The organism is Rhizobium sp. LCM 4573, from assembly GCF_001854865.1.
In the GTDB taxonomy this organism is placed as follows: Bacteria; Pseudomonadota; Alphaproteobacteria; order Rhizobiales; family Rhizobiaceae; genus Neorhizobium.
Genome location: NZ_MDDW01000001.1, coordinates 307,095 through 328,327, shown reverse-complemented (window position 1 = coordinate 328,327; position 21,233 = coordinate 307,095). Strand labels below are relative to the sequence as shown.

At 62.6% G+C, this 21,233-nt stretch carries 20 protein-coding genes; 12 read left to right on the top strand and 8 right to left on the bottom strand.

All coding sequences use genetic code 11. The features are described 5' to 3' along the window. Window positions 1–71: 71 nt before the first annotated feature. Together LCM4573_RS01640 and sbmA are read left to right on the top strand one after the other, a co-directional pair. A complete protein-coding gene (locus LCM4573_RS01640; RefSeq protein ID WP_071004092.1) occupies window positions 72–1,244 on the top strand; it encodes a YbfB/YjiJ family MFS transporter in 1,173 nt (390 codons plus the stop codon). Window positions 1,245–1,377: 133 nt separating this feature from the next. Then, entirely contained in the window at window positions 1,378–2,658 is a 1,281-nt protein-coding gene (gene sbmA / locus LCM4573_RS01635) for a peptide antibiotic transporter SbmA (protein WP_071004091.1), read from the top strand. Between the two features lie 598 nt (window positions 2,659–3,256). Here the strand turns inward: sbmA and LCM4573_RS01630 are convergent. Continuing rightward, a complete protein-coding gene (locus LCM4573_RS01630; protein ID WP_071005126.1) occupies window positions 3,257–4,246 on the bottom strand; it encodes a polysaccharide deacetylase in 990 nt (329 codons plus the stop codon). A gap of 219 nt (window positions 4,247–4,465) precedes the next feature. Between LCM4573_RS01630 and LCM4573_RS01625 the strand changes: the two genes are divergently transcribed. Both LCM4573_RS01625 and der read left to right on the top strand, forming a co-directional pair. Beyond that, window positions 4,466–5,137, top strand: a complete 672-nt coding sequence (locus LCM4573_RS01625) for a tetratricopeptide repeat protein (protein ID WP_071004090.1) — start codon at window positions 4,466–4,468, stop codon at window positions 5,135–5,137. Between the two features lie 35 nt (window positions 5,138–5,172). Continuing rightward, a complete protein-coding gene (gene der / locus LCM4573_RS01620; protein WP_071004089.1) occupies window positions 5,173–6,603 on the top strand; it encodes a ribosome biogenesis GTPase Der in 1,431 nt (476 codons plus the stop codon). A gap of 371 nt (window positions 6,604–6,974) precedes the next feature. On the opposite strand, the gene LCM4573_RS01615 is transcribed toward der, so the two are convergent. After that, window positions 6,975–8,039: a glycosyltransferase family 1 protein gene (locus LCM4573_RS01615; RefSeq protein WP_083347275.1), complete on the bottom strand. Its 1,065-nt coding sequence runs from the start codon at window positions 8,037–8,039 to the stop codon at window positions 6,975–6,977. 165 nt (window positions 8,040–8,204) lie between these two features. Here LCM4573_RS01615 and LCM4573_RS01610 point away from each other — a divergent pair, with 165 nt between their 5' ends. Next, window positions 8,205–8,609: an OsmC family protein gene (locus tag LCM4573_RS01610; RefSeq protein ID WP_071004087.1), complete on the top strand. Its 405-nt coding sequence runs from the start codon at window positions 8,205–8,207 to the stop codon at window positions 8,607–8,609. Here the strand turns inward: LCM4573_RS01610 and LCM4573_RS01605 are convergent. Beyond that, window positions 8,590–9,171 carry a MarR family winged helix-turn-helix transcriptional regulator gene (locus LCM4573_RS01605; protein WP_071004086.1) on the bottom strand — a complete coding sequence of 194 codons (582 nt, stop codon included), beginning with the start codon at window positions 9,169–9,171 and terminating at the stop codon, window positions 8,590–8,592. The two genes, LCM4573_RS01610 and LCM4573_RS01605, sit on opposite strands and share 20 nt — an antisense overlap. Window positions 9,172–9,338: 167 nt before the next feature. Here LCM4573_RS01605 and LCM4573_RS01600 point away from each other — a divergent pair, with 167 nt between their 5' ends. Together LCM4573_RS01600 and LCM4573_RS01595 are read left to right on the top strand one after the other, a co-directional pair. Beyond that, window positions 9,339–9,674 carry a cupin domain-containing protein gene (locus LCM4573_RS01600; RefSeq protein WP_071004085.1) on the top strand — a complete coding sequence of 112 codons (336 nt, stop codon included), beginning with the start codon at window positions 9,339–9,341 and terminating at the stop codon, window positions 9,672–9,674. A gap of 42 nt (window positions 9,675–9,716) precedes the next feature. Further along, window positions 9,717–10,130 carry a VOC family protein gene (locus LCM4573_RS01595; RefSeq protein WP_071004084.1) on the top strand — a complete coding sequence of 138 codons (414 nt, stop codon included), beginning with the start codon at window positions 9,717–9,719 and terminating at the stop codon, window positions 10,128–10,130. Between the two features lie 16 nt (window positions 10,131–10,146). On the opposite strand, the gene LCM4573_RS01590 is transcribed toward LCM4573_RS01595, so the two are convergent. Next, window positions 10,147–11,061, bottom strand: coding sequence for a sugar kinase (locus LCM4573_RS01590; protein ID WP_071004083.1), 915 nt, complete (start codon window positions 11,059–11,061; stop codon window positions 10,147–10,149). A 170-nt stretch (window positions 11,062–11,231) separates the two neighbouring features. Here LCM4573_RS01590 and LCM4573_RS01585 point away from each other — a divergent pair, with 170 nt between their 5' ends. Then, a complete protein-coding gene (locus LCM4573_RS01585) occupies window positions 11,232–12,884 on the top strand; it encodes an alpha-glucosidase family protein (protein WP_071004082.1) in 1,653 nt (550 codons plus the stop codon). Between the two features lie 4 nt (window positions 12,885–12,888). Here LCM4573_RS01585 and LCM4573_RS01580 read toward each other — a convergent pair whose 3' ends face one another. After that, window positions 12,889–13,617, bottom strand: coding sequence for a GNAT family N-acetyltransferase (locus LCM4573_RS01580; protein ID WP_071004081.1), 729 nt, complete (start codon window positions 13,615–13,617; stop codon window positions 12,889–12,891). Between the two features lie 177 nt (window positions 13,618–13,794). On the opposite strand from LCM4573_RS01580, the gene ampC reads away from it, so the two are divergent. Further along, complete coding sequence (gene ampC, locus LCM4573_RS01575; RefSeq protein ID WP_071004080.1) at window positions 13,795–14,985, top strand: class C beta-lactamase; 1,191 nt, start codon at window positions 13,795–13,797, stop codon at window positions 14,983–14,985. Between the two features lie 104 nt (window positions 14,986–15,089). Further along, the gene (locus LCM4573_RS01570; protein ID WP_198539672.1) at window positions 15,090–15,494 is read left to right on the top strand and encodes a DUF4440 domain-containing protein; all 405 of its coding nucleotides are present in this window, start codon (window positions 15,090–15,092) and stop codon (window positions 15,492–15,494) included. 7 nt (window positions 15,495–15,501) lie between these two features. Here the strand turns inward: LCM4573_RS01570 and LCM4573_RS01565 are convergent, their stop codons facing one another. Continuing rightward, window positions 15,502–16,365 (bottom strand): DMT family transporter, encoded by an 864-nt coding sequence (locus tag LCM4573_RS01565; RefSeq protein WP_071004079.1) that lies wholly within the window; start codon window positions 16,363–16,365, stop codon window positions 15,502–15,504. An 85-nt stretch (window positions 16,366–16,450) separates the two neighbouring features. Between LCM4573_RS01565 and LCM4573_RS01560 the strand changes: the two genes are divergently transcribed. Beyond that, complete coding sequence (locus tag LCM4573_RS01560) at window positions 16,451–17,878, top strand: PLP-dependent aminotransferase family protein (protein WP_071004078.1); 1,428 nt, start codon at window positions 16,451–16,453, stop codon at window positions 17,876–17,878. A gap of 157 nt (window positions 17,879–18,035) precedes the next feature. Next, window positions 18,036–18,620, top strand: coding sequence for an autotransporter outer membrane beta-barrel domain-containing protein (locus LCM4573_RS01555; protein ID WP_071004077.1), 585 nt, complete (start codon window positions 18,036–18,038; stop codon window positions 18,618–18,620). A 181-nt stretch (window positions 18,621–18,801) separates the two neighbouring features. Here the strand turns inward: LCM4573_RS01555 and LCM4573_RS01550 are convergent, their stop codons facing one another. Next, on the bottom strand, window positions 18,802–20,043 hold the full coding sequence (locus LCM4573_RS01550) for a saccharopine dehydrogenase family protein (RefSeq protein ID WP_071004076.1): 1,242 nt from the start codon (window positions 20,041–20,043) through the stop codon (window positions 18,802–18,804). Between the two features lie 41 nt (window positions 20,044–20,084). Then, window positions 20,085–21,182 carry a carboxynorspermidine decarboxylase gene (nspC, locus tag LCM4573_RS01545; RefSeq protein WP_071005123.1) on the bottom strand — a complete coding sequence of 366 codons (1,098 nt, stop codon included), beginning with the start codon at window positions 21,180–21,182 and terminating at the stop codon, window positions 20,085–20,087. Window positions 21,183–21,233 lie beyond the last annotated feature (51 nt).

Genomic DNA, 21,233 nt, shown 5'->3' with positions numbered 1-21,233 from the left:
TCAGTGCTTTTCATCGCTGCAATGACAATTCCTGAATTGTAGACAAGGCGCGGGGCTGCGATAACGCGTGCATGCTCCAGACGAATATCGCCCATTCGGTCCGCCCGCTGTGGATCGGCCTTGCCGGCTCCATTGCCATGGCGGCGRCCATGGGTTTCGGCCGCTTCTTCTACACGCCGATCCTGCCGGGAATGATGGCCGGCCTGCCGCTTTCGGCAGCCGATGCGGGACTGATCGCCGCCGGCAATTTCGCGGGCTATCTCGCCGGAGCGATCCTGGCGGCGCAGGGCTGGGCGGCCGGGCGGGAGAGGGCGGTCGCACTCCTCAGCGTCATGGCGACGGCCATCCTGCTTGCGGCGATGGCGGCGACGGGCTCCGTCCTCGCCTTCATCGTCATCCGTTTCCTCGCAGGCATTGCGAGCGCCTTCGCCATGCTCTTCACCTCATCGATCGTGCTGCCCCATGCCGCCGGCCGAGATGCCGTGGGCGCCCTGCATTTCGGCGGGGTGGGTGTGGGCATGGCGCTCTCTTCGGCGCTCGTTCTCGTCGTCAATGCGCTCGCCGGCGACGGCGCGCATGGCTGGCAGGCGAACTGGATCGCCGGGGCTGTCATCGTCCTTGCGGCCTTTCCGTTCGTCTACAGCCTGCTCCCGAAGCCGGTGGACGGGGCGGCCTCGGGCGTCGAGCCGCCGCTCCAATGGCGAACGCCGTTCGTGCTGCTCACCGCATCCTACAGCCTCGTCGGCTTCGGCTACGTCATCACCGCGACCTTCCTCGTCACCATCGTTCGCATGGGGTCGGCCGGGCCGATCGTGGAATTCCTCGCCTGGTTCCTGACCGGCATCGCTGCCGCCGTATCGCTCGCGCTGTGGCGCCCGGCCGCCGATCGCTTCGGGCTTGGAAGCGCCTATGTCGCGGCGATCTGCGTTCAGGCGGTCGGCGTGCTGTGTTCGGTGATCCTGCCGCCGCTCGCCGGAGCGCTTACCGGCGGACTGCTGCTCGGCGTCACCTTCATGGTCATCACCGCCTATGGATTGCAGATCGCGCGGAAGCTTTCGCCGGAGAGCCCGCGCCGGGCGATCGCGCTGGTCACCGCCGGCTTCGGCACGGGGCAGATCCTTGGGCCGCTGGTGGCGGGCTGGGCGGCGGAGGCGAGCGGCAGCTTCACCCTGCCGACGGTGCTCGCGGCTGCCGCGCTCGTCGTGGCGGCGGCACTGGCGCTGCCGGTCATGCGGCAGGCCTGATCCCGAGGCTCCCAATTACAATCATGTAACAAAGGCTTGCGGCCATTGCCGCTATCTTGGAACTGCCGTAGTTTCGGGCGCATAAAGTGTTTCGACACAATTTCTGCCTCGAACTCAGGAAAGCCGAAGCTCCGTGTTCCACTCCTTCTTCCCGCGTCCAAAGCTGTTCTTCACATCCGCTGTGATATGGACTGCCATCTGTATCTTCGTCTGGTACACGGTCGGTCCGCGAATAGGCGCCGCGCTCGGCATGCCGCCGCTGGCGCCCGGCCAGACAGCGCCGCTTGGCCTCGCCTACTTCTTCAGCCCCGACAATCTCTGGTTCTATCTCTATTTCACGATCTTCGTGCTGATCTTCGGCTTAGCCTGGAAGGCGATCGACAGGAATCACCCATGGTCGAACTGGTCGATCTGGGGCTCGGCCTTCATCATCTTCATCGCCTATTTCGTGGTGCAGATTTCGGTGGCGTTGAACAACTGGCGCGGGCCGTTCTTCGATCTTTTTCAGCGAGCGCTGGAGAAACAGCCAGGAATTACCGCCTGGCAGTTCTACGAGCTGCAGCTTCGCTTTCTCGAAATCGGCATGACCGCCGTTGCGATGAACATCATCACGGCTTTCTTCACCAGCCACTACGTATTTCGCTGGCGAACGGCGATGAACGATTTCTATCTGTCCCATTGGGACAAGCTGCGGCATATCGAGGGCGCCTCCCAGCGTATCCAGGAAGATACGATGCGCTTCGCCACCATCATCGAGAGCCTCGGTGTGTACCTGGTCAATTCGGTCATGACATTGGTTGTGTTCCTGCCGATCCTGTTCCAGCTGTCGGGCTATGTCACGGAGCTGCCGATCCTCGGTGCCATACCGCATTCGCTGTTCTGGTTGGCGCTTCTCTGGTCGGTTTTCGGCACTGCGCTGCTGGCGTTGGTCGGCATCAAGCTGCCGGGCTTGCAATTCCGCAACCAGCGTGTCGAGGCGGCGTTTCGAAAGGAGCTCGTCTATGGCGAGGATCATGCCGATCGCGCACAGCCGCCAACCATGCGGGAGCTGTTCGCCAATGTGCGGCGCAACTATTTCCGCATGTATTGGCATTACACCTATTTCAACTTCGCCCGTTACACGTTCGGTCAGCTCGATGGGCAGATTTTGACCTTCATGCTTATCCCGACGATTGTGGCAGGCAAGATCACCATGGGTGCCTGGCAGCAGATCGCCACGGCTTTCGGGCAGGTCAGCGACAGCTTCCAGTATCTGGTCAGTTCCTGGTCGACGATCATCGAGCTGCTTTCCATCCGCAAGCGTCTCGTAGCTTTCGAGGCGGCGATCGATGACGAGCCGCTGCCGGAAATCGACCAGCGCTATCTCGCTCGCGAGGAAATGGATGGTGAGCTTGCGGCCAACCGGCCTTACTGAGCGGGCATTCAAGACAGCACTTTTGGCCGCGCCGGATTGTCAGTCCGGCGCGGTTTTTTTGAATACGCATCGTGCTTTCCGAAAATCGATTCCGATTTTCGGACCGAGGCTTGCGGGATGGGGCAGGCGGGGCATTTCGATGGTAGTTGGGTATTCAGGCTTTCCGCCTGCCCCGACCGTGTCCATGATTTCAGAGGGTTTCCGAGCCCTCATCCATCGCTTTCACGACCATCACCGGAAACCGAGCCCTTGAACCCAGAGGAGGATGCCGGCTCGCGAACCCGGTTCCCATCCGATGACGCAATCAGATTAGGCGAAACGGAGAGGGCGGGGACGAACGGGGAAGGTGCGGAGACCTAAGTGGCTGAATTCGGGAGAGGATATTTTTCGGAGCGGTGAAGTTCTTCCCCGGTTTCGAACCCCTCCCGGCCTGCCGGCCACCCTCCCCACAAGGGGGAGGGAGATATGCCGTGCTGGCATCATCTCACAGCCACCGCTGTTCCGTGAAGACCGGTCGTGAAATGGGCGGAGGGTAGGAGGCGGTTCCGCGTGTTTCCCTCCCCCTTGTGGGGAGGGTGGCCGGCAGGCCGGGAGGGGATCAAAGCCCCGATGCCTCACCCGTCCTCTTCCGCTCGCGGATCGCGTCGATGGCCTGCGAATAGGTCACGCAGGAAACGTCCTCCATGCCGCAGACTTCCTCCGCCAGCCGTTCCATGGCGCGCCAGTATGCGCCGCCGTTCATTTCCACGAAATGGAGGCCGATCTGCAGGGGAATGCGCTCGCCCTTGTATTGCTTGTCGAAAGCGGCGCGAAAGGCGGAATAGGCGCGGTCCTCGAATTCGGCCGAGCGGCTTAGGTCGTTGATGCCGCCCGAATGGCGGATGAAAAGATTGTAGTCCATGGCGATGATCGGGCGCTGTGACGGGCCCTCCGGGATCAGGGGCAGGCCGAAACGCATGACGCCGTTCTTTTCGCTCGGCATCAGCGGTCCCTTGGTGACCAGGCTTGCATCGTAGCGGAAGCCCGCCTTCGTCTCCGCCTCGGCGAGCGCCGGGCTCACGGAAAGATAGGGCGCGCGGAAGCCCTGAATGCTGCTGCGGATGAAATCCCGCCAGCCTTCCGGCTCCTCGTTCGCCGCGCCGACATCCTTCCAGGCGCCGGCAAGCGTGTTCGAGAAATTGGAAAACTCCTGCGCCCAGTCGGCGGCACTCCAATCCTTGCCGTCGAAATGGCCGCAGGTGTGGCTGGCAATGTCATGGCCTTCCAGATGCGCCTGCCAGACATGGCCGAGGCGCACGCGCGCCTCCTCGGCGTCCTTGGCAAAGCCGATATTGGAGCGGCCGGGCTTTTGGTGCGGCCCCTGATAGCTCTTCGCCCGCGTCCGCTCGATGACCAGCGAGCAGGAGAGGAAATAGGTGAAACGCGCGTTCGCGCGCTTGGCGAAATCGCGGCTGCGCTGCCACAGCGCATTGTCGCCCGCGCCATCGAAGGAGATCATGACGAGCTGCTTCGGCTTGTCGGAGGCTTCCGCTACTGAGGCCGGGAGAAGGGAAAGGGCGAGCGGAAGGGCGGCGAGGAAAGAACGCATAATCACCAGAATCGATTGTTCCAAAGCGGCACTTCATGGGGCCGGAATGCGGCGAAGCTTTGAAGAAGCTGCGCAAGGGCGGGATTTTCTGCTACCCGCCGTTGAACAAAATGTCAGAAGCGGATGGAGAGGGGGGACTTACATGTGCGGGAAAATAAGCTAGAAGGCGCTTTTCCCCGTGACGGGTGGGTTCTATAGGCCGAAGGGCCGGAGACAGGAATGGCGCACGACAACGACAGCTTTATCCGCGAGGTGAACGAGGAACTGCGTTCCGACCAGGTGAGAAACGCCTGGAAGCGCTATGGGACGATCGTGATCGGCATCGCGGCGCTCATCGTGCTCGGAACCGCGGGCATGCGCGGCTACGAATACTGGGAAACGCACAATTCCTCGCAATCCGGCGACCGCTTCATCGCCGCCCTCAGGCTCGCCTCGGAAGGCAAGAACGACGAGGCGCTTTCCGCCCTCGGATCGATCGCCGAGAACGGCACGGGCTCCTATCCGGTGCTGGCGAAGCTGCGCGCGGCTTCCGTGCAGGCAGACAAGGGCGATACGGCGGCGGCCGTCACGAGTTTCTCCGAAATCGGCAAGGACAGCAGCGCGCCCGCCGCGATCCGCGATCTCGCCCGCCTGCGCGCCGGCTGGCTGCTGATCGATACCGGCACCTATGACCAGGTTTCGGCCGAAGTCGAGGTGATGACCGGGGAAACCAACGCGCTGCGCAACTCCGCCCGCGAGGCGTTGGGGCTTGCCGCCTTCAAGGCCGGCGATTTCGCCCGCGCCAAGCAGTGGTTCGAGGCGATCGGCAACGACGCCACCGCGCCGCGCAATGTGGCGAGCCGCGCGCAGATCATGCTCGACAATATCGCCGCTTCCGGCAAGGCGCCCTAACTCTTTTCAAGAGTCAGGGCTTTAAGGAAAACAGGATGAGCTTCACCGTCGCCATCGTCGGACGCCCGAATGTCGGCAAGTCCACGCTCTTCAACCGGCTGGTCGGAAAGAAGCTGGCGCTGGTGGACGACACGCCGGGGGTTACCCGCGACCGCCGACCGGGCGATGCCAAGCTCATCGACCTGCGCTTCCGCATCGTCGATACGGCTGGTCTGGAAGAGGCGGGGCCGGACACGCTCGAAGGGCGCATGCGCGCTCAAACGGAAGCCGCGATCGAGGAGGCGGACCTCACCCTTTTCGTCGTCGACGCCAAGATGGGGCTGATGCCGCTCGACAAGACATTCGGCGAACTTCTGCGCCGCAGCGGCAAGCCGGTGGTGCTGGTCGCCAACAAGTCCGAGGCGCGGGGCTCGGATGCCGGCTTCTACGACGCCTTCACGCTGGGCCTGGGCGAGCCGGTGCCGATCTCGGCGGAGCACGGCGAGGGCATGATCGACCTGCGCGACGCGATCGTTGAGGCGATTGGCGAGGAAAAGGCGTTTCCGGAGCCCGAGGAAGAGGCCGAGACGAACGTGGACGTTCCGGCCTCTGCCGTCGGCGGCGAAGAAGAGGAAGAAGACGCCGAACCCGCCTATGACGAGACGAAGCCCCTGCGTGTGGCCATCGTCGGGCGTCCGAATGCGGGCAAATCGACCCTCATCAACCGCTTTCTCGGCGAAGACCGGCTGCTGACCGGGCCGGAGGCGGGGATTACCCGCGACAGCATTTCGGTGGAATGGGACTGGCGCGGCCGCACGATCAAGATGTTCGATACGGCCGGCATGCGCCGCAAGGCGCGCGTGGTCGAGAAACTCGAAAAGCTTTCGGTCGCCGATACGCTGCGCGCCATCCGTTTCGCCGAAACCGTGGTCATCATTTTCGACGCGACCATTCCCTTCGAGAAGCAGGACCTGCAGATCGTCGATCTGGTGCTGCGCGAGGGCCGCGCCGCCGTGCTCGCCTTCAACAAGTGGGATCTGGTGGAAAACCCGCAGGCGGTGCTGGCCGACCTGCGCGAGAAGACCGAGCGGCTTCTGCCGCAGGCGCGCGGCATCCGCGCCGTGCCGATTTCCGGCCAGACCGGCTATGGGCTCGACAAGCTGATGCAGAACATCATCGAGACCGACCGGGTGTGGAACAAGCGCATCTCGACCGCCAAGCTCAACCGCTGGCTGGAGGGAGTGCAGGTGCAGCATCCGCCGCCGGCGGTTTCCGGCCGCCGTCTGAGGCTGAAATACATGACCCAGGTGAAGGCGCGTCCGCCGGCCTTTATGATTTCCTGCACGCGCCCCGAGGCGCTGCCGGAATCCTATGTGCGCTACCTGACGAACGGCCTTCGCGCCGATTTCCAGATGCCGGGCGTGCCGATCCGCATCCATTTCAAGGCAAGCGAGAACCCGTTCGAGGGGCGGAAGAAGCGGCGGTAACCGCGGACTGCGCCTGTCCTGTGCGCCGCCGCGTTGCCACGGCACCAGCGGGAGCGGGAAGGGCGATCAAGTCGCCATGGCAGGTGGTGGTCGTCGTGGTGATCGTTACGCAGTGAGTCGCTTGCCACCAGGGCTTGCATTCCCGGAATTTTCATGATCGAGTGCGACAATAGTTCGCGGGTCGCAGGAGGGCGTCCCGCGTCTTGGTCCTTGGGAGGAATATTCATGATCACTGTCGGTCTTCTGACATCCGTCTGTCTTGCCGCTGGCGGTATTGCATTTTTCGCCTGGCGCGACAGCCGGAGCGGTTGAACCGCAGCGACTGATCCATTCGGTGGTTCTTCCCGTTCAGCCCTGACTTGGCCGGGGCTTCATGCCGCGGAGGGACGTGCGCCCGGAGCGGGCGGCGTCAGGGTGGGCCGGCGATCCCGCGCGGCCATGATATTGGCAAGGAATTGCCGTGAGGCGGCTTCCCAGGAGAACTTGTGGGCGAGCCTGCGGGCATCCTCCCGCGAGCAATCGAGCGCGGCAAGGCAGGCCTTGCCCAGGTCCTCGTGAAGGGCGCCGGCGCCGGAGTCTTCCTCGATGATGTCGATCGGCCCGGTGACGGGATAGGCGGCCACGGGCACACCGCTCGCCAGCGCTTCCAGGATGGTATTGCCGAACGTATCGGTCTTCGAAGGAAAGACGAAGACATCGGCCTGGGCATAGGCGCGCGCGAGATCCTCGCCGGTCTTCATGCCGGTGAAGAGCACGTCCGGGTAGCGGCTTTGAAGCTCGGCGCGGGCAGGGCCGTCGCCGACCACCACTTTCGAGCCGGGGAGATCGAGGCCGAGGAATGCAGGCAGGYTCTTCTCGACCGCGACGCGACCGACCGTCATGAAGACGGGGCGCGRCAGGCCGAAGGGCCGCTCCTCGCGCTCCATAGGGCGGAACTGCGTCTGATCTATGCCGCGGCTCCAGCGCAGCAGGTTCTTCAATCCCAATTTCGAAAGCTCGCGCTCGAGGCTCGCGGTCGCCACCATGCAGCCGTTGCCGGCATTGTGGAACCAGCGGACGAAGGCGTGCAGGAAACGGATCGGCACGGGAAAGCGCGCTGCGACATATTCGGGGAAGCGGGTGTGATAGCTGGTGGAAAAGGGCACCTGGTTCTTCAGACACCAGCGGCGGGCGAGCAGGCCGAGCGGGCCTTCCGTCGCGATGTGGACAGCGGTGGGCCGGGATGCCTCGATCGCATTCGCCACCTGGCGGAAGGTCGCGAGCGAAAGCCGGATTTCGGGATAGGTCGGGCAGGGGACGCTCGCGAATTTCTGCGGCGTCACCATGGCGACATCGACGCCCATGCGGGCGAGCTCGCGATTGGTGTTCTCGATGGAGCGCACCACGCCGTTCACCTGGGGGTACCAAGCATCCGTCACGATGGTGATCTTCGTCATGGAACGGCCAGCCCGTGATTTGCCGGCCACGACTCACTCGGTTCCGGCGGTTCTGGCGCCTCTATCGGAGAAGATTGTTACAGCCTGATGTCAGGCCCGGCGGCCTCGGATTGCGCGCCTCACCGAATGGTGGGATCATCGGGTGCCATGGGAGAGGAGGTGGAGATGATCTCGTCCACGGTCGAGCTTCGCAATGTCGCCGGTACCGAGGCGGCCCTGGGCTGGGCTGGAAGCCATACGCTGGTGGTCGACAGGCCCGAGGGGAAGGCGGGCGGCCAGGGCCTCGGCTTCAACGGAGCGCAATTGCTGGCGCTCGCGATCGGTGGCTGCTTCTGCAACGACCTGAGGTATGCCGGGCATGAAATGGGGATCGCGATCGACGAGATCGCCGTGCAGGTTACGCTGCAGCTCGACGGTTTCCCGCTGGTGGCAGTCGGCGCCGATCTTGCGGTGGTCTGCAAGGCCGCGGATGGAAGCGATACGGCAGCGCTGATCGAACGCGCCCGCAGCGTCTGCACCGTAGCGAATTCCGTGGCGAGGGGATTTCCGGTTACCTTCCGGATCGGGTAGACCGCGCGTCTTCTTCCGCTTTTTCCTTTTCCGCGATATCGCTTTCGATACCGAGGATGAGCTTTCGCAGCAGGCCCGCGAGCTGCTCGCGCTCCTTGGCATCGAGGGACCGAAGAAACCCGGCCTCGCTTGCCATGTCCGCGCGGAAAGCCTGCTCGGCGCGTGCCGCGCCGGCTTCCGTCAAAGCCACCAGCATGCTGCGTCCATCGCGCGGTGATTTCTCGCGCCGGATCAGGCCCGCCTTTTCCAGCCGGTCGAGCCGGTGAGTGAGGCCGCCGGAGGAGATCATCAGCGAGGAATATATCTCCGTCGGGGTGAGCCGGTAGGGCGGGCCGGAACGGCGGAGYGTCGCGATCACGTCGAATTCCCCGCGATCGAGCCCGAACCCGGCGAAGGTGGYCTCGATGCTCGGCCGCACCATGTTTCCCAGCCGAAAGGCGCGTCCCAGGATGGCCATCGGCTCGGTGTCGAGATCGGGCAATTCCCGCGCCCATTGCCGGCGCCGGCGATCGACATGATCCAGCTCGATCCCATCTTCTTTGTGCTCAGTACCGTCCGTCATGCTGCCTCGCGGAGATTCCCTAGGATTCCTTAGGGGAAACATACACGCTGATCTCTGGCGAGCCAATATATCTTGACGTGAAGATAAATATCTTGACGTGAAGATAATTCGGGAGCATATATCTTCTCGCGAAGATAAATTGCCGTTCGGGAGAAGGAGGCAAGCCGATGTTCAAAGTGTTACGTCATAAGGAACCGCAACCCGGCCAGAGCCGCACGGTTCGCTTCGAAGGGCATGATTTCGGCGCGCAGGTTTCGTTTTTCCTGGTCGATGCCGATCCGGGCCGAGGGTCGGCCTTGCATGTGCATCCCTATTCGGAGACTTGGATCGTCAGAAAAGGCGAGGCCGAATTCACCGTGGGAGACGACAGGACGCGGGGCTATCCCGGCGACATCGTCGTGGCTGCCGCCAATGTTCCCCATCGTTTCGAAAACGTCGGGACCGACCGGCTCGAACTCGTCTGCATTCACCCTCACGACAGGATCGTGCAGGAGCTCGTGTAATACCGGAACTTATCAGCGCAAGATATTGAGAGGAGAATCGAAATGCCGAAAATGATCTTTCTGAACCTGCCGGTGAAAGACATCGCCGCGTCCACCCGCTTCTACGAGGCGATCGGCTGCCGGAAGAACGAGGAGTTCAGCGACGCGAATTCAGCGTCGATGATATGGTCCGACACGATCACCTTCCAGCTGCTTGCGGTCGATTATTTCAAGACCTTCACGACCAAGCCGCTTGCAAATTCACGCGAGACTGTGGGGATGCTGATCGCGCTTTCGCGAGACAGCCGCGAGGAGGTCGATGCCATAGCCGAGGCCGCGGCATCCGCCGGCGGCGAGGCCGATCCCCGCGAGCCGCAGGACATGGGCTTCATGTATCTTCGCAGCTTCGAGGACCCGGACGGCCATGTCTTCGAGGCGGCATGGATGGATATGAGCGGGGCCGGGGCGAGCGAGTAGCCGCGGCCGCTCCGGATCAGCCCGGCAGCAATGCCGGGTTGATGAGAGCGCCGTGGTGGCCGACGACGACGGCCGCCACCGCCGCTCCGTAAGCCGCGGCATCCTCCGGGGAAGCGCCGCGCACCAGCCGCGACAGGAAGCCGCCGTTGAAGCTGTCGCCGGCGCTGGTGGTATCCACGACATTCGGAACGCCGACCGCCGGCACATGGCTCGTGCCACCTCCGCCGAAGCTCAGCGTCGCCCCTTCGGCGCCGTTCTTCACCACCACATTTTCCACGCCGAGCGCATGATAGCGGGCGATCGTTTCGGAGATGCTCGCGTCGCCGAAATGGGCGGTTTCGTCGTCGAAGCTTGGCAGGACGAGATTTGCGGCGCGGGCGCCGGCCTCGATCGTCCTCAGCATGTAATCCTTATTGGGCCAGAGGCGCGGGCGGATATTCGGGTCGAAGACGACACGCTTTCCAGCAGCGCGGGCGCGGCGCAGCTCGGCCAGCAGGGTTTCCACCGCTTGCGGCGCCAGGATGCCGAGCGTGATGCCCGAGAAATAGAGGATGTCGGCCGCTTCCAGCGAGCGGCGCAGGTGATCGGCATCGTCGGCGAGTTTCTTCGCGGCCGCCGTATCGCGCCAGTAGCTGAAGGTGCGCTCGCCGTTCTTGAGCGTGATGAGATAGAGGCCGGGCGTCCTGCCTTCGATCTTGCGGATCGCCTCGGTGCCGATGCCGCCCGCCTTCATGAAGGCCAGCATTTCCGAGGAGAGGGGGTCATCACCGAGCGCGGTGAAATAATCCACCGACCATTCGACGGGGAGGCAGGCGCGGGCATACCATGCGGTGTTGAAGGTATCGCCGGCAAAGCCCTTGCGCAGCAGGCCTTCACCCGCCTGCGACAGCTCCACCATGCATTCGCCGATCGATAGAAAACGCCCGCCCAAAGTCCTGTTCCTCCGCTCACGTCTTTCAGCCGCAATAGGCCGAAGTTCGACACAAGGCAAGGGAGGATGCGGGTTGCCGGCCTTGCATCATGCCTCTGCTTTTGAATTGTCTTTCGTTCGTGAAACACTAGGTTGGAACCTGACCCGATACCAGCAGGAGGTTTGACCACATGGCGACGGAAGCAGGCAGGCAAGTCGATGCGGATTGGTGGCGCGGCGCGGTCATCTATCAGGTCTATCCACGCTCCTTCCAGGATACGACCGGAGACGGCATCGGCGACATCAAGGGCATTACCGCCCGGCTGCCCCACATCGCCTCGCTCGGTGTCGATGCGATCTGGCTTTCGCCGTTCTTCACCTCGCCCATGGCGGATATGGGCTACGACGTTTCCGACTATTGCAATGTCGATCCGATGTTCGGGACGCTTGCCGATTTCGACGAGATGATGGCGGAAGCCCACCGGCACGGTCTCAAGGTCATCATCGACCAGGTGATCTCCCACACCTCCGATCGCCACCCCTGGTTCATCGAAAGCCGCTCGAGCCGCACCAATCCGAAGGCGGACTGGTATGTCTGGGCCGATCCGAAACCGGACGGGACGGTGCCGAACAACTGGCTTTCGATCTTCGGCGGGCCGGGCTGGGAATGGGACGGCGTGCGCAAGCAGTATTACATGCACAATTTCCTGATCTCGCAGCCCGACCTCAACTTCCACAATCCGGAAGTCCAGAACGCCATGCTGGACACGGTAAAATTCTGGCTGGATCGGGGCGTGGACGGATTCCGGCTCGATACCGTGAACTATTACTTCCACGACAAGCAGCTCAGGAACAACCCGCCGATGGTCTACGACGCGGCGACTGCGGGGCTGGAGAGCGACACCAATCCCTATTCGATGCAGAACCACCTTTATGACAAGAGCCAGCCGGAGAACATCGAGTTCCTGAAGAGGCTGCGGGCGCTGCTCGACAGTTATGGCGGGCGCACCACGGTGGGCGAGGTGGGCGACGGACCGCGTTCGCTGACGACGCTCGCCATCTACACCAGCGGCAACGACAAGCTGCACATGTGCTATACCTTCGACCTGCTGGGGCCGGCGTTTTCTGCCGCCTATATCCGGCGCGTCATGTCGACGGTGCATGACATCGTCACCAATGGCTGGGTGTGCTGGGCCTTCTCCAACCACGACGTGGTTCGCCACGTGACGCGGTTTGCGAAATCTCCGGAGGAGCGCGACCGCGTCGCCAAGCTTTCCATCACGCTGCTTTCGGTGCTGCGCGGCTCGATCTGCCTCTACCAGGGAGAGGAACTGGGGCTTGCCGAGGCCGAGCTCGCCTTCGAGGACTTGCGCGACCCCTATGGCATCCGCTTCTGGCCGGCGTTCAAGGGACGCGACGGATGCCGCACGCCCATGCCCTGGGAAAGCAACGAGCCGCATGCGGGCTTCACCCCCGGCTCGAAGACTTGGCTTCCGGTGCCGCAGGATCATGCCGCCCGCGCGGTGGACACCCAAGAGGYGCGGGACGAATCCGTTCTCCACCACTATCRCCGGGCGCTGGCCTTCCGGAAGGCGCATCCACCGCTGATCGACGGCGACATGACCTTCCTCGATACCCATGGCCAGGACCTACTGGCCTTCGTGCGCGAAAAGGGCGGCGAAAAGCTGCTCTTCGTCTTCAATCTGACCCGCGAGCGGCAGGAGTTCCGCCTGCCGGAACGGGTGGCGGATTGCCTGCCGGTGCCGCTGCCGGATTTCCTCTCATTGCTCGAAAAGGGCGTGGTGAAGCTCGACGCGCTCGACGTGTTCTGCGCGAGGGTGTGAGGGGCTAGGCGATTCGCAGGCTCGTGCCGTAAAGCCTAAGCCCGAGGCGGGCGGCGACGCGCTGCGAGGAGACGTTGTCGCGGTCCGTGCTGTAGAAAAGCGTGCGGGAACGAAGCGAAGGCAGCCGTGACCAGCCGGCGGTCGCCGCCGCGGCGTGGCCTTGCCCCCTGAATGCCTTGACCGTTACCAGGCCGAGTTCCGCGCCGACTTCCGATAACCGTGCGGCGAACGCGATGGATGCGATTTCACCGCCGACCATGGCGGCGCACCAGGGCTGCCAGAGATCATCCACTCCATGGAAGCCAAGCTCACGCAGGCCTTCGGGCATCCCGGTCGCGGACAGGGACCGGGCAAGCTCGCGGCCTTCCTCGCTGTCGCTGCCTAGCAGCCRGTCGCCGGTCTCGTAGGGCAATCCATTCGGCAGTTCGTAGATGAGACCGAAATTGTGGGTGATCGGGCCGTGGTCGCCCAATATGGACAGATAGCGTTCGAGGTGCTTCGGCTTTGCCGGATGGAGGAATGGCGGCTCCTCGGCGGCCAGACTCTCCAGTTCGGCGACGATATCGCTGGGTAAATCGGCATGTGAGCCGAAAATGTTGCCCTCCGGGCATCCGGAGAGCCAGAACCGTGGCCCAGGCGAATTGTCCGGATCGTTTTCGCRCTCGATGCGTCCGTTCGCCTTCAATCGGAAAAGCGTGCGATAGTCGGTCTTCAGCCATTCGATTCCAAGCATGGCTTCAGGGTTAAGCCTATTCCCGGCGAGTGTCGAGCGGTTCTGCCGCCTCAAATTTTTCTAATGGCTCCGGCGAGATATCATCGTTTGTGAGCATGGAAACGGCAACGTAGACGAGGCGCATGGGGCGGGACTTTCGCTTCGGCGATACCGAGGACAGACAAGGAAGAGCATAGGATGAAAAGAGAGACAAAATTCCAATCCGGGGCTGTGACGGCGGCCCTGTTGTCCTTCACCGTCGCGGCATTCGGCGGCTCCGGTCATGCCCTTGCGGCAAGCGAGGCGGACCGAATTGCCGCCATCGTGGACAAGGCCATCGAGCCGGCGATGAAGGAGCACGACGTTCCCGGCATGGCGGTCGCCGTCACGATCGATGGCCGGCGCTATTTCAGGAATTACGGGCTTGCCTCGAAAGAGGGGAACGTGCCGGTGACGGAAAACACCCTGTTCGAGCTGGGTTCGGTCAGCAAGACCTTTACCGCGACGCTCGGCGCCTATGCGCAGGTGACCGGAAAGCTGTCGCTGGAGGATCATCCGGGCAAATACATTCCGGAGCTTGCCGGAAGTGAGATCGACAAGGCGACGCTGCTTCACCTCGCCACCTATACGGCCGGCGGGTTGCCGCTGCAGTTCCCCGACGAGGTGGGAACCGACAGGCAGATGCTCGCCTATTTCAAGGGCTGGAAGCCGAAGGCGGGGCCGGGGAATGAGCGCCGCTATTCCAATCCGAGCATCGGCTTTTTTGGGCATATCACCGGCATCGCCATGGGACGCGATTTCCGGGAGGCGATGGAAGCGGAGCTCTTCCCTAAGCTCGGCCTCAGCCACAGCTATATCAAGGTTCCGAGCGCGGCGATGAAGGATTATGCCTGGGGTTACAACAAGGCGGGCAAGCCGGTGCGGGTCAATCCCGGCATGTTCGCCGCGGAGGCCTACGGCGTGAAATCCTCGACGTCTGACATGGTGCGCTTCGTGGAGGCGAATATCGATCCGGGCAAGCTCGACGGTGCCGTCGCCCGGGCCGTGGAAGGCACGCATCTCGGCTATTTCAAGGTCGGTGAAATGGTGCAGGGGCTCGGCTGGGAAAAATATCCCTACCCGGTGACATTGGAGCGCCTGCTTGCCGGCAATGCCCAGACCATGGCCATGGACGCCCATTCCGCAAAGGCCTTGACGCCGCCGCAGCAGCCGGTGCCCGCAACGCTCTACAACAAGACAGGTTCGACCGGCGGCTTCGGCGCTTACGTCGCCTTCGTGTCGGAAGAGAAGATCGGCATCGTCATGCTGGCTAACCGGAACCTTCCGATACCGGCGCGCATCAAGGCTGCGCATGCCATACTGGAAGGGCTTGCCGGGAAGACGGAGTAGCGGCGGCGGAACGATCGCCCTGCCTATCCGTTCCACGGGGCACGGGAGCGCCGGCAGGCGGCGCTCCTTTCGAAGCGGTGAGGAAGAGGCTGAACGGGAGGGCCATGATGACCGACGATTTCCACGTCTTCATTCAGAAACGCAAGGAAGCGGCGCGCGCCTATGTCAACGGCGATGCCGGGCCGCTGGAAGAGATCGCCGCCACGGATTTCCAAGCGAGTTTCTTTCATCCGCGCGGCCCCGTCGTCGAAGGCGCCGAGCAGGTGCTGGCGCGCTATGTCGAGGATGCGGCGAACTTCAGCACGGGCAGCGAAAGCGATCTGGAGATCATCCACATGGGCCATGACGGCAAGATCGGTTACTGGGTGGGCTACCAGAACGCCACGGCGCGGCTGAAAGGCCAGGCAGAGCCCGTGCCGATGCGGCTGCGCGTGACGGAGATCTTCCGCCGGGCCGACGGTCAGTGGCAGCTCGTCCACCGCCATGCCGACATGGCGGAGAAATCCTGATCTGCCCCTATCTGCCGTATTTACGGGCGCCGGCCACGCAGAGGATGACCGCCACGGTGACGGCGAGCATCATGGGCGTGACGGTCTCATTCAGCAGGGTCGCCGCCAGCGCCAACCCGAAGAAGGGTTGCAATAGCTGCAGCTGGCCGACCGTGGCGATGCCGCCCTGCGCCAACCCGCGATACCAGAACACGAAGCCGATCAGCATGCTGAAGAGCGAGACATAGGCAAGGCCAAGCAGGGCGGGCGCCTGGATGCCTGCAAAGCTTGCGGGCATGGTGAAGATGGTTATGAGGACCATCAGCGGCAGGGAGAGCACGAGCGCCCAGGAAATGACCTGCCATCCGCCGAGCGTGCGCGAAAGCTTGGCGCCTTCCGCATAGCCGAGGCCGCAGACGATGATCGCGGCCAGCATCAGCGCATCGCCCAGCGGCGCGGCGGTGAGGCCCTGCGCGAGTGYAAAACCGACGACCAATGCGCTTCCCAATATGGAAAACAACCAAAAGGCCGGCTTCGGCCGCTCGCCGCCGCGGATGACGCCGAAAATGGCGGTCGCAAGGGGAAGCAGGCCGACGAAGACGATGGAATGGGCCGTGGTCACATGCTGCAGCGCCAGTGCCGTCAGCAGGGGAAAGCCGACCACGACGCCCAGGGCGACGACGGCCAACGACAGGATATCGCGCGGGGAGGGGCGCTTTTCCCTGAAGACGAGCAGCAGCGCAAGCGCGAGAATGCCGGCGATCGCCGCCCGCGTGACCGTGAGGAAGACCGGATCGAACTGCATGACCGCCACGCGCGTGGCGGGAAGCGATCCGCTGAAGATCACCACGCCGATAAAACCGTTGAGCCATCCGGCTGCCGTTCTGTCCATATTGCACTCCGTTATTGCAGAGCCTTTATCCGCTAGAGGCCGTGGTCTTGCCAGCCACAGTCTGATACAGTTTTGACGAACTGTTATGGTGAAGGTGGCAATACAGATGAGCGAAGGCACGCGGGTCGAACTGGTGATGACGACGATCAGGCAGCGCATCGCGGGGCGCAGCCTGACGCCCGGCGCGAAGCTGCCGTCGCTGCGGCAGCTTGCCGGAACGCTGAAGGTTTCCACCTCCACCGCGGTCGAAGCGTATGAGCGTCTGGTCGCCGAGGGAGCGATCGTTTCCCGGCCTGGTTCCGGTTTCTACGTTGCGAACCAGGCGGCGCCGTTCTCGCTCTCCGAAGCGGGGCCAAAGCTCGACCGCGCCGTCGATCCGTTCTGGATATCCCGGCAATCTCTGGAAGCCGCCGACGGCGATCTCAAGCCGGGCTGCGGATGGCTGCCGCCCTCGTGGTTTCCGGAGGAAAGCATGCGCCGGGGGCTAAGAACCCTTTCCCGAACCGAGAGCGCTTCCCTTGCCGACTATGGCACGCCTCTGGGATTGCCGCCGCTTCGCAAACTCATTGCCCGGCGCATGGCGGAACGGGGGATGGAAGCGTCCCCCGATCAGATCCTGCTGACGGAATCCGGCACCCAGGCGATAGACCTGTTGTGCCGCCTGCTCCTCGAGCCCGGCGATACGGTGCTGGTGGACGATCCGTGCTATTTCAATTTCCAGGCCTTGCTGCGGGCGCACCGCGCCAATGTCGTCGGGGTTCCCTACACGCCTTCGGGGCCGGATATCGAGGCCTTCGCGCGGATTATTGGAGAGCACCGGCCCCGCATCTACATCACGAATTCGGCGATCCACAACCCGACTGGAGCGGTGCTTTCACCCGTCGTGGCGCACAGGCTTCTCAAGCTTGCGSACCAGTTCGATCTCACGATCATCGAAGACGATATATTCGCCGATTTCGAGCATACGCCGGCGCCCAGGCTGGCGGCCTTCGACGGGCTGGAGCGCGTCATCCATATCGGCAGCTTTTCCAAGACCTTGTCCGCCTCGGCACGATGCGGCTTCGTGGCGGCCAAGCCGGAATGGATCGAAGGCCTGACGGACCTCAAGATCGCGACGACCTTCGGCGGCGGGAGGCTCAACGCGGAACTCGTGTTCAACGTGTTGAGCGACGGCAGCTATCGCAAGCATGTCGAAATTCTCCGCAGCCGCCTTTCGCAGGCCATGTTCGAGGTTTCGGCAAGATTGAAGAACCTGGGGATCGTTCCCTGGCTGGAGCCGCAGGCGGGCATGTTCCTCTGGTGCCGGCTGCCGGATGAGGCCGATGCGGCGGACGTGGCGCGCACAGCCCTGGAAAGGCATGTCGTGCTGGCGCCGGGAAATGCCTTCAGCCTCTCTCAATCGGCAAAAAGCTTCATGCGCTTCAACGTTTCGCAGTCGCTCGATCCACGCGTCTTCGAGGTGCTTCGCTACTGCATCAACGGCCACGCCATGGTGTTCGAGCCGCTGGGATAATGGTGGCTTCTCTCTTCCCGAATATGGATCGAGCGCAGCCGCATGAGCGAGTGCCACTGGCAATCAAGCACAATCGCTTCCATTCCGAAAGCGATTGCGGCAGCACTGAGTGCCGGACGAGTATTGTAATCGATTGCAAATTCGCGAAGGAGTCTGCGTGTCCGACGCAAACTTTAACCTGCTCGGTAATGCCGTCGACCTCGGCGTCTACAAATATTATCTCCAGCAGGATGGCGACGATTGGAAGCTGGTCGGCACCGGCGCGGTCGATCCGGGTCCTGACCCCGTCGACCCGCCGAGAGATCTGTCCGAGAGCGCCAAGACCGTCATCGGCCTGCATGCGGCGGATGCCAATGTCTTCTCCGCCGAGACCGGCACGCTGCGCATCGGCTCGTTCGACTATGGCCTCGACAACGGCATGACCGCCCATGGCAATGCCTATGGCTCGGTACAGGGCCGCATCGGCGCCACGATCGGCATCAACCACAAGCTCGAGAACGGCGGCGTCTTCCAGCCCTATATGCGGTTCGCCGTGGCGCAGGAGTTCGTCGATTCGAACAAGCTGACGATCAACACCGTCGGCTTCGACAACGCCTTCGATGGGACGCGCGGCGAAGTGGGCGCGGGCTTTGCCTACCAGATCAGCGATGCCCTGCAGGTCCATGYCGATATCGACTTCTCAGCCGGCAAGGATATCGACCGCAACTGGGGCGGCAATCTCGGATTGAGCTACAGGTTCTGAGGCAAAGTGGGCCTGGCAAGTGCCGATCTGACTTGCCCCTCACCCTAGCCCTCTCCCCGTTTCGACGGGGAGAGGGGACTTGCCTCATGCGGCGTTCGCGGAATGAGGGAAACGGTGCGGCATATCCCTTCTCCCCGCATGCGGGGAGAAGGTGGCGGCAGCCGGATGAGGGGCATCCACGTCAGGAGAAGTGCAGCTCGCGCTCGCCCTGTTCGTCGCGGATGCAGGTCTGCAGGCCGATCTTGTTCAGGATGTTGAGGAAGGGCTTCGGCGGCAGTTCCTCGACATTCGCCATCTTCTTCACGTCCCATTCGCCGGTAGCGACGAGCATGGCGGCGGCGACCGGCGGAACGCCGGCCGTGTAGGAAATGCCCTGGGAGCCTACTTCGTTATAGGCTTCCTTGTGGTCGGCGACGTTATAGATGAAGACCTCGCGCTCCTTGCCGTCCTTGATGCCCTTCACGAAATCGCCGATGCAGGTCTTGCCCTCATATTCGGGGGCGAGAGAAGCGGGATCGGGCAGGCAGGCCTTGACGACCTTGAGCGGCACGACTTCCGAGCCGTCCGCCAGCTTGACCGGCTGCTCGGAGAGGAGGCCGATATTCTTCAGCACGGTGAAGACATTGATGTAGTGATCGCCGAAGCCCATCCAGAAGCGCACATCGGCGCCATCCATGTTCTTGGCCAGCGAATGCACTTCATCGTGACCGCAAAGATAGGCGCGCCGGGTGCCGACGACCGGCAGGTCGTAATCCTTGCCGATCTCGAACATCTTGTTGACGTTCCATTCGCCGTTCTGCCACGAATAGACGACGCCGGTGAACTCGCGGAAGTTGATTTCCGGATCGAAGTTGGTGGCGAAATACTTGCCGTGGCTGCCGGCATTGATGTCGACGATATCGACGTCCGTTACCTTGTCGAGATACTCGTCCTTGGCGAGGCGGGCATAGGCATTGACGACGCCCGGATCGAAGCCGGCGCCGAGGATGGCGGTGATGCCCTTTTCCTCGCATTCGGCGGCGCGCTTCCACTCATAGTTACCGTACCACGGCGGGGTCTCGCAGATCTTGTTCGGCTCTTCGTGGATCGCCGTGTCGATATAGGCGACGTCGGTATCCATGCAGGCGCGCAGCACGGACATGTTGAGGAAGGCCGTGCCGACATTGATGACGATCTCGCAGCCGGTCTTCTTGATGAGCGCCTTGGTGGCCTCGATGTCGAGCGCGTCGAGCGCATGGGCTTCGAGCACGCCGGGCTGCTTCATCGCCTTCTTTTCATGCACGCTTGCGATGATCGCATCGCACTTCGCCTTGGTGCGCGAGGCGATATGGATGTCGCCGAGGACATCGTTGTTCTGGGCGCATTTGTGCGCGACCACCTGGGCGACGCCGCCGGCGCCGATGATGAGCACGTTCTTCTTCATGATGGGGACCAACTCCTTATGTCCAATCGTCAGAAGCCTCTTTACGAGAGGCTTTGTTCGTAGTCCGCGTAATCGAATTCACGGACCGTTCTGAGGCTGCCATCCAGTTCCCGGATGGCGATTGCCGGCATTTTCACGCCGTTAAACCAGTTTTTCTTGACCATCGTGTAACCGGCCGCATCCTGTATGGAGATGCGGTCGCCGACCTTCAGTTCTTCCGGGAAATCGAATTCCCCGAAGATGTCCCCGGCAAGACAGGACTTGCCGCAGACCATGTAACGATGTGGTCCCTGGTTGGGGGAGACCTTTGCGTTTTCACGATAGATCAGAAGATCCAGCATGTGCGCTTCGATGGACGAATCCACCACGACAAGATCCTTGCCGTTGTAGAGCTTGTCGAGAACGGTGACTTCCAGCGTGGTCGACCTGGTGATCGAGGCCTCGCCGGGCTCGAGATAGACCTGCACGCCRTATTTTTCCGAAAAGGCTTTCAGYCGGTCGCAGAAGGCATCGAGTGGATAGCCTTCGCCGGTGAAATGGATGCCGCCGCCGAGGCTCACCCATTCAGCCCTCTTGAGAAGCGGCCCGAATTTCTCTTCGATCTGGCCGAGCATGCGGTCGAACAGCGCGAAATCGCTGTTCTCGCAGTTGTTGTGGATCATGAATCCGCTGATCCTGTCCATGACCTTCTCGACCTTGGCGAGATCCCATTCGCCGAGCCGGGAGAAGGGGCGGGCGGGGTCGGCAAGGTCGAAGCTCGAGGAGCTTACCTGCGGGTTGAGGCGCAGGCCCCGCACGATGCCGGAGGCCTTGACCGCAAAGCGCTCGAGCTGGGCGATCGAATTGAAGATGATCTTGTCGGCGTGGGAAATGACCTCGTCGATCTCGTAATCCGCATAGGCAACCGAGTAGGCGTGGGTTTCCTTGCCGAAGCGTTCGTGGCCGAGGCGCACCTCGTTCAGCGACGAGGACGTGGTACCGTCCATGTAGTCGCGCATGAAATCGAAGACCGACCAGGTGGCGAAGCATTTCAGCGCCAGCAGCGCCTTGGCGCCCGATCTCTCACGGACATAGGCGATCTTCTCCATGTTGCGGAGCAGCTTTGCTTTGTCGATCAGGTAGTAGGGCGTTTGCAGCATCTCGTCGGCCTTCACGTTTCACGCGTGGGTTTCGATAGGATGCGGGGGTAT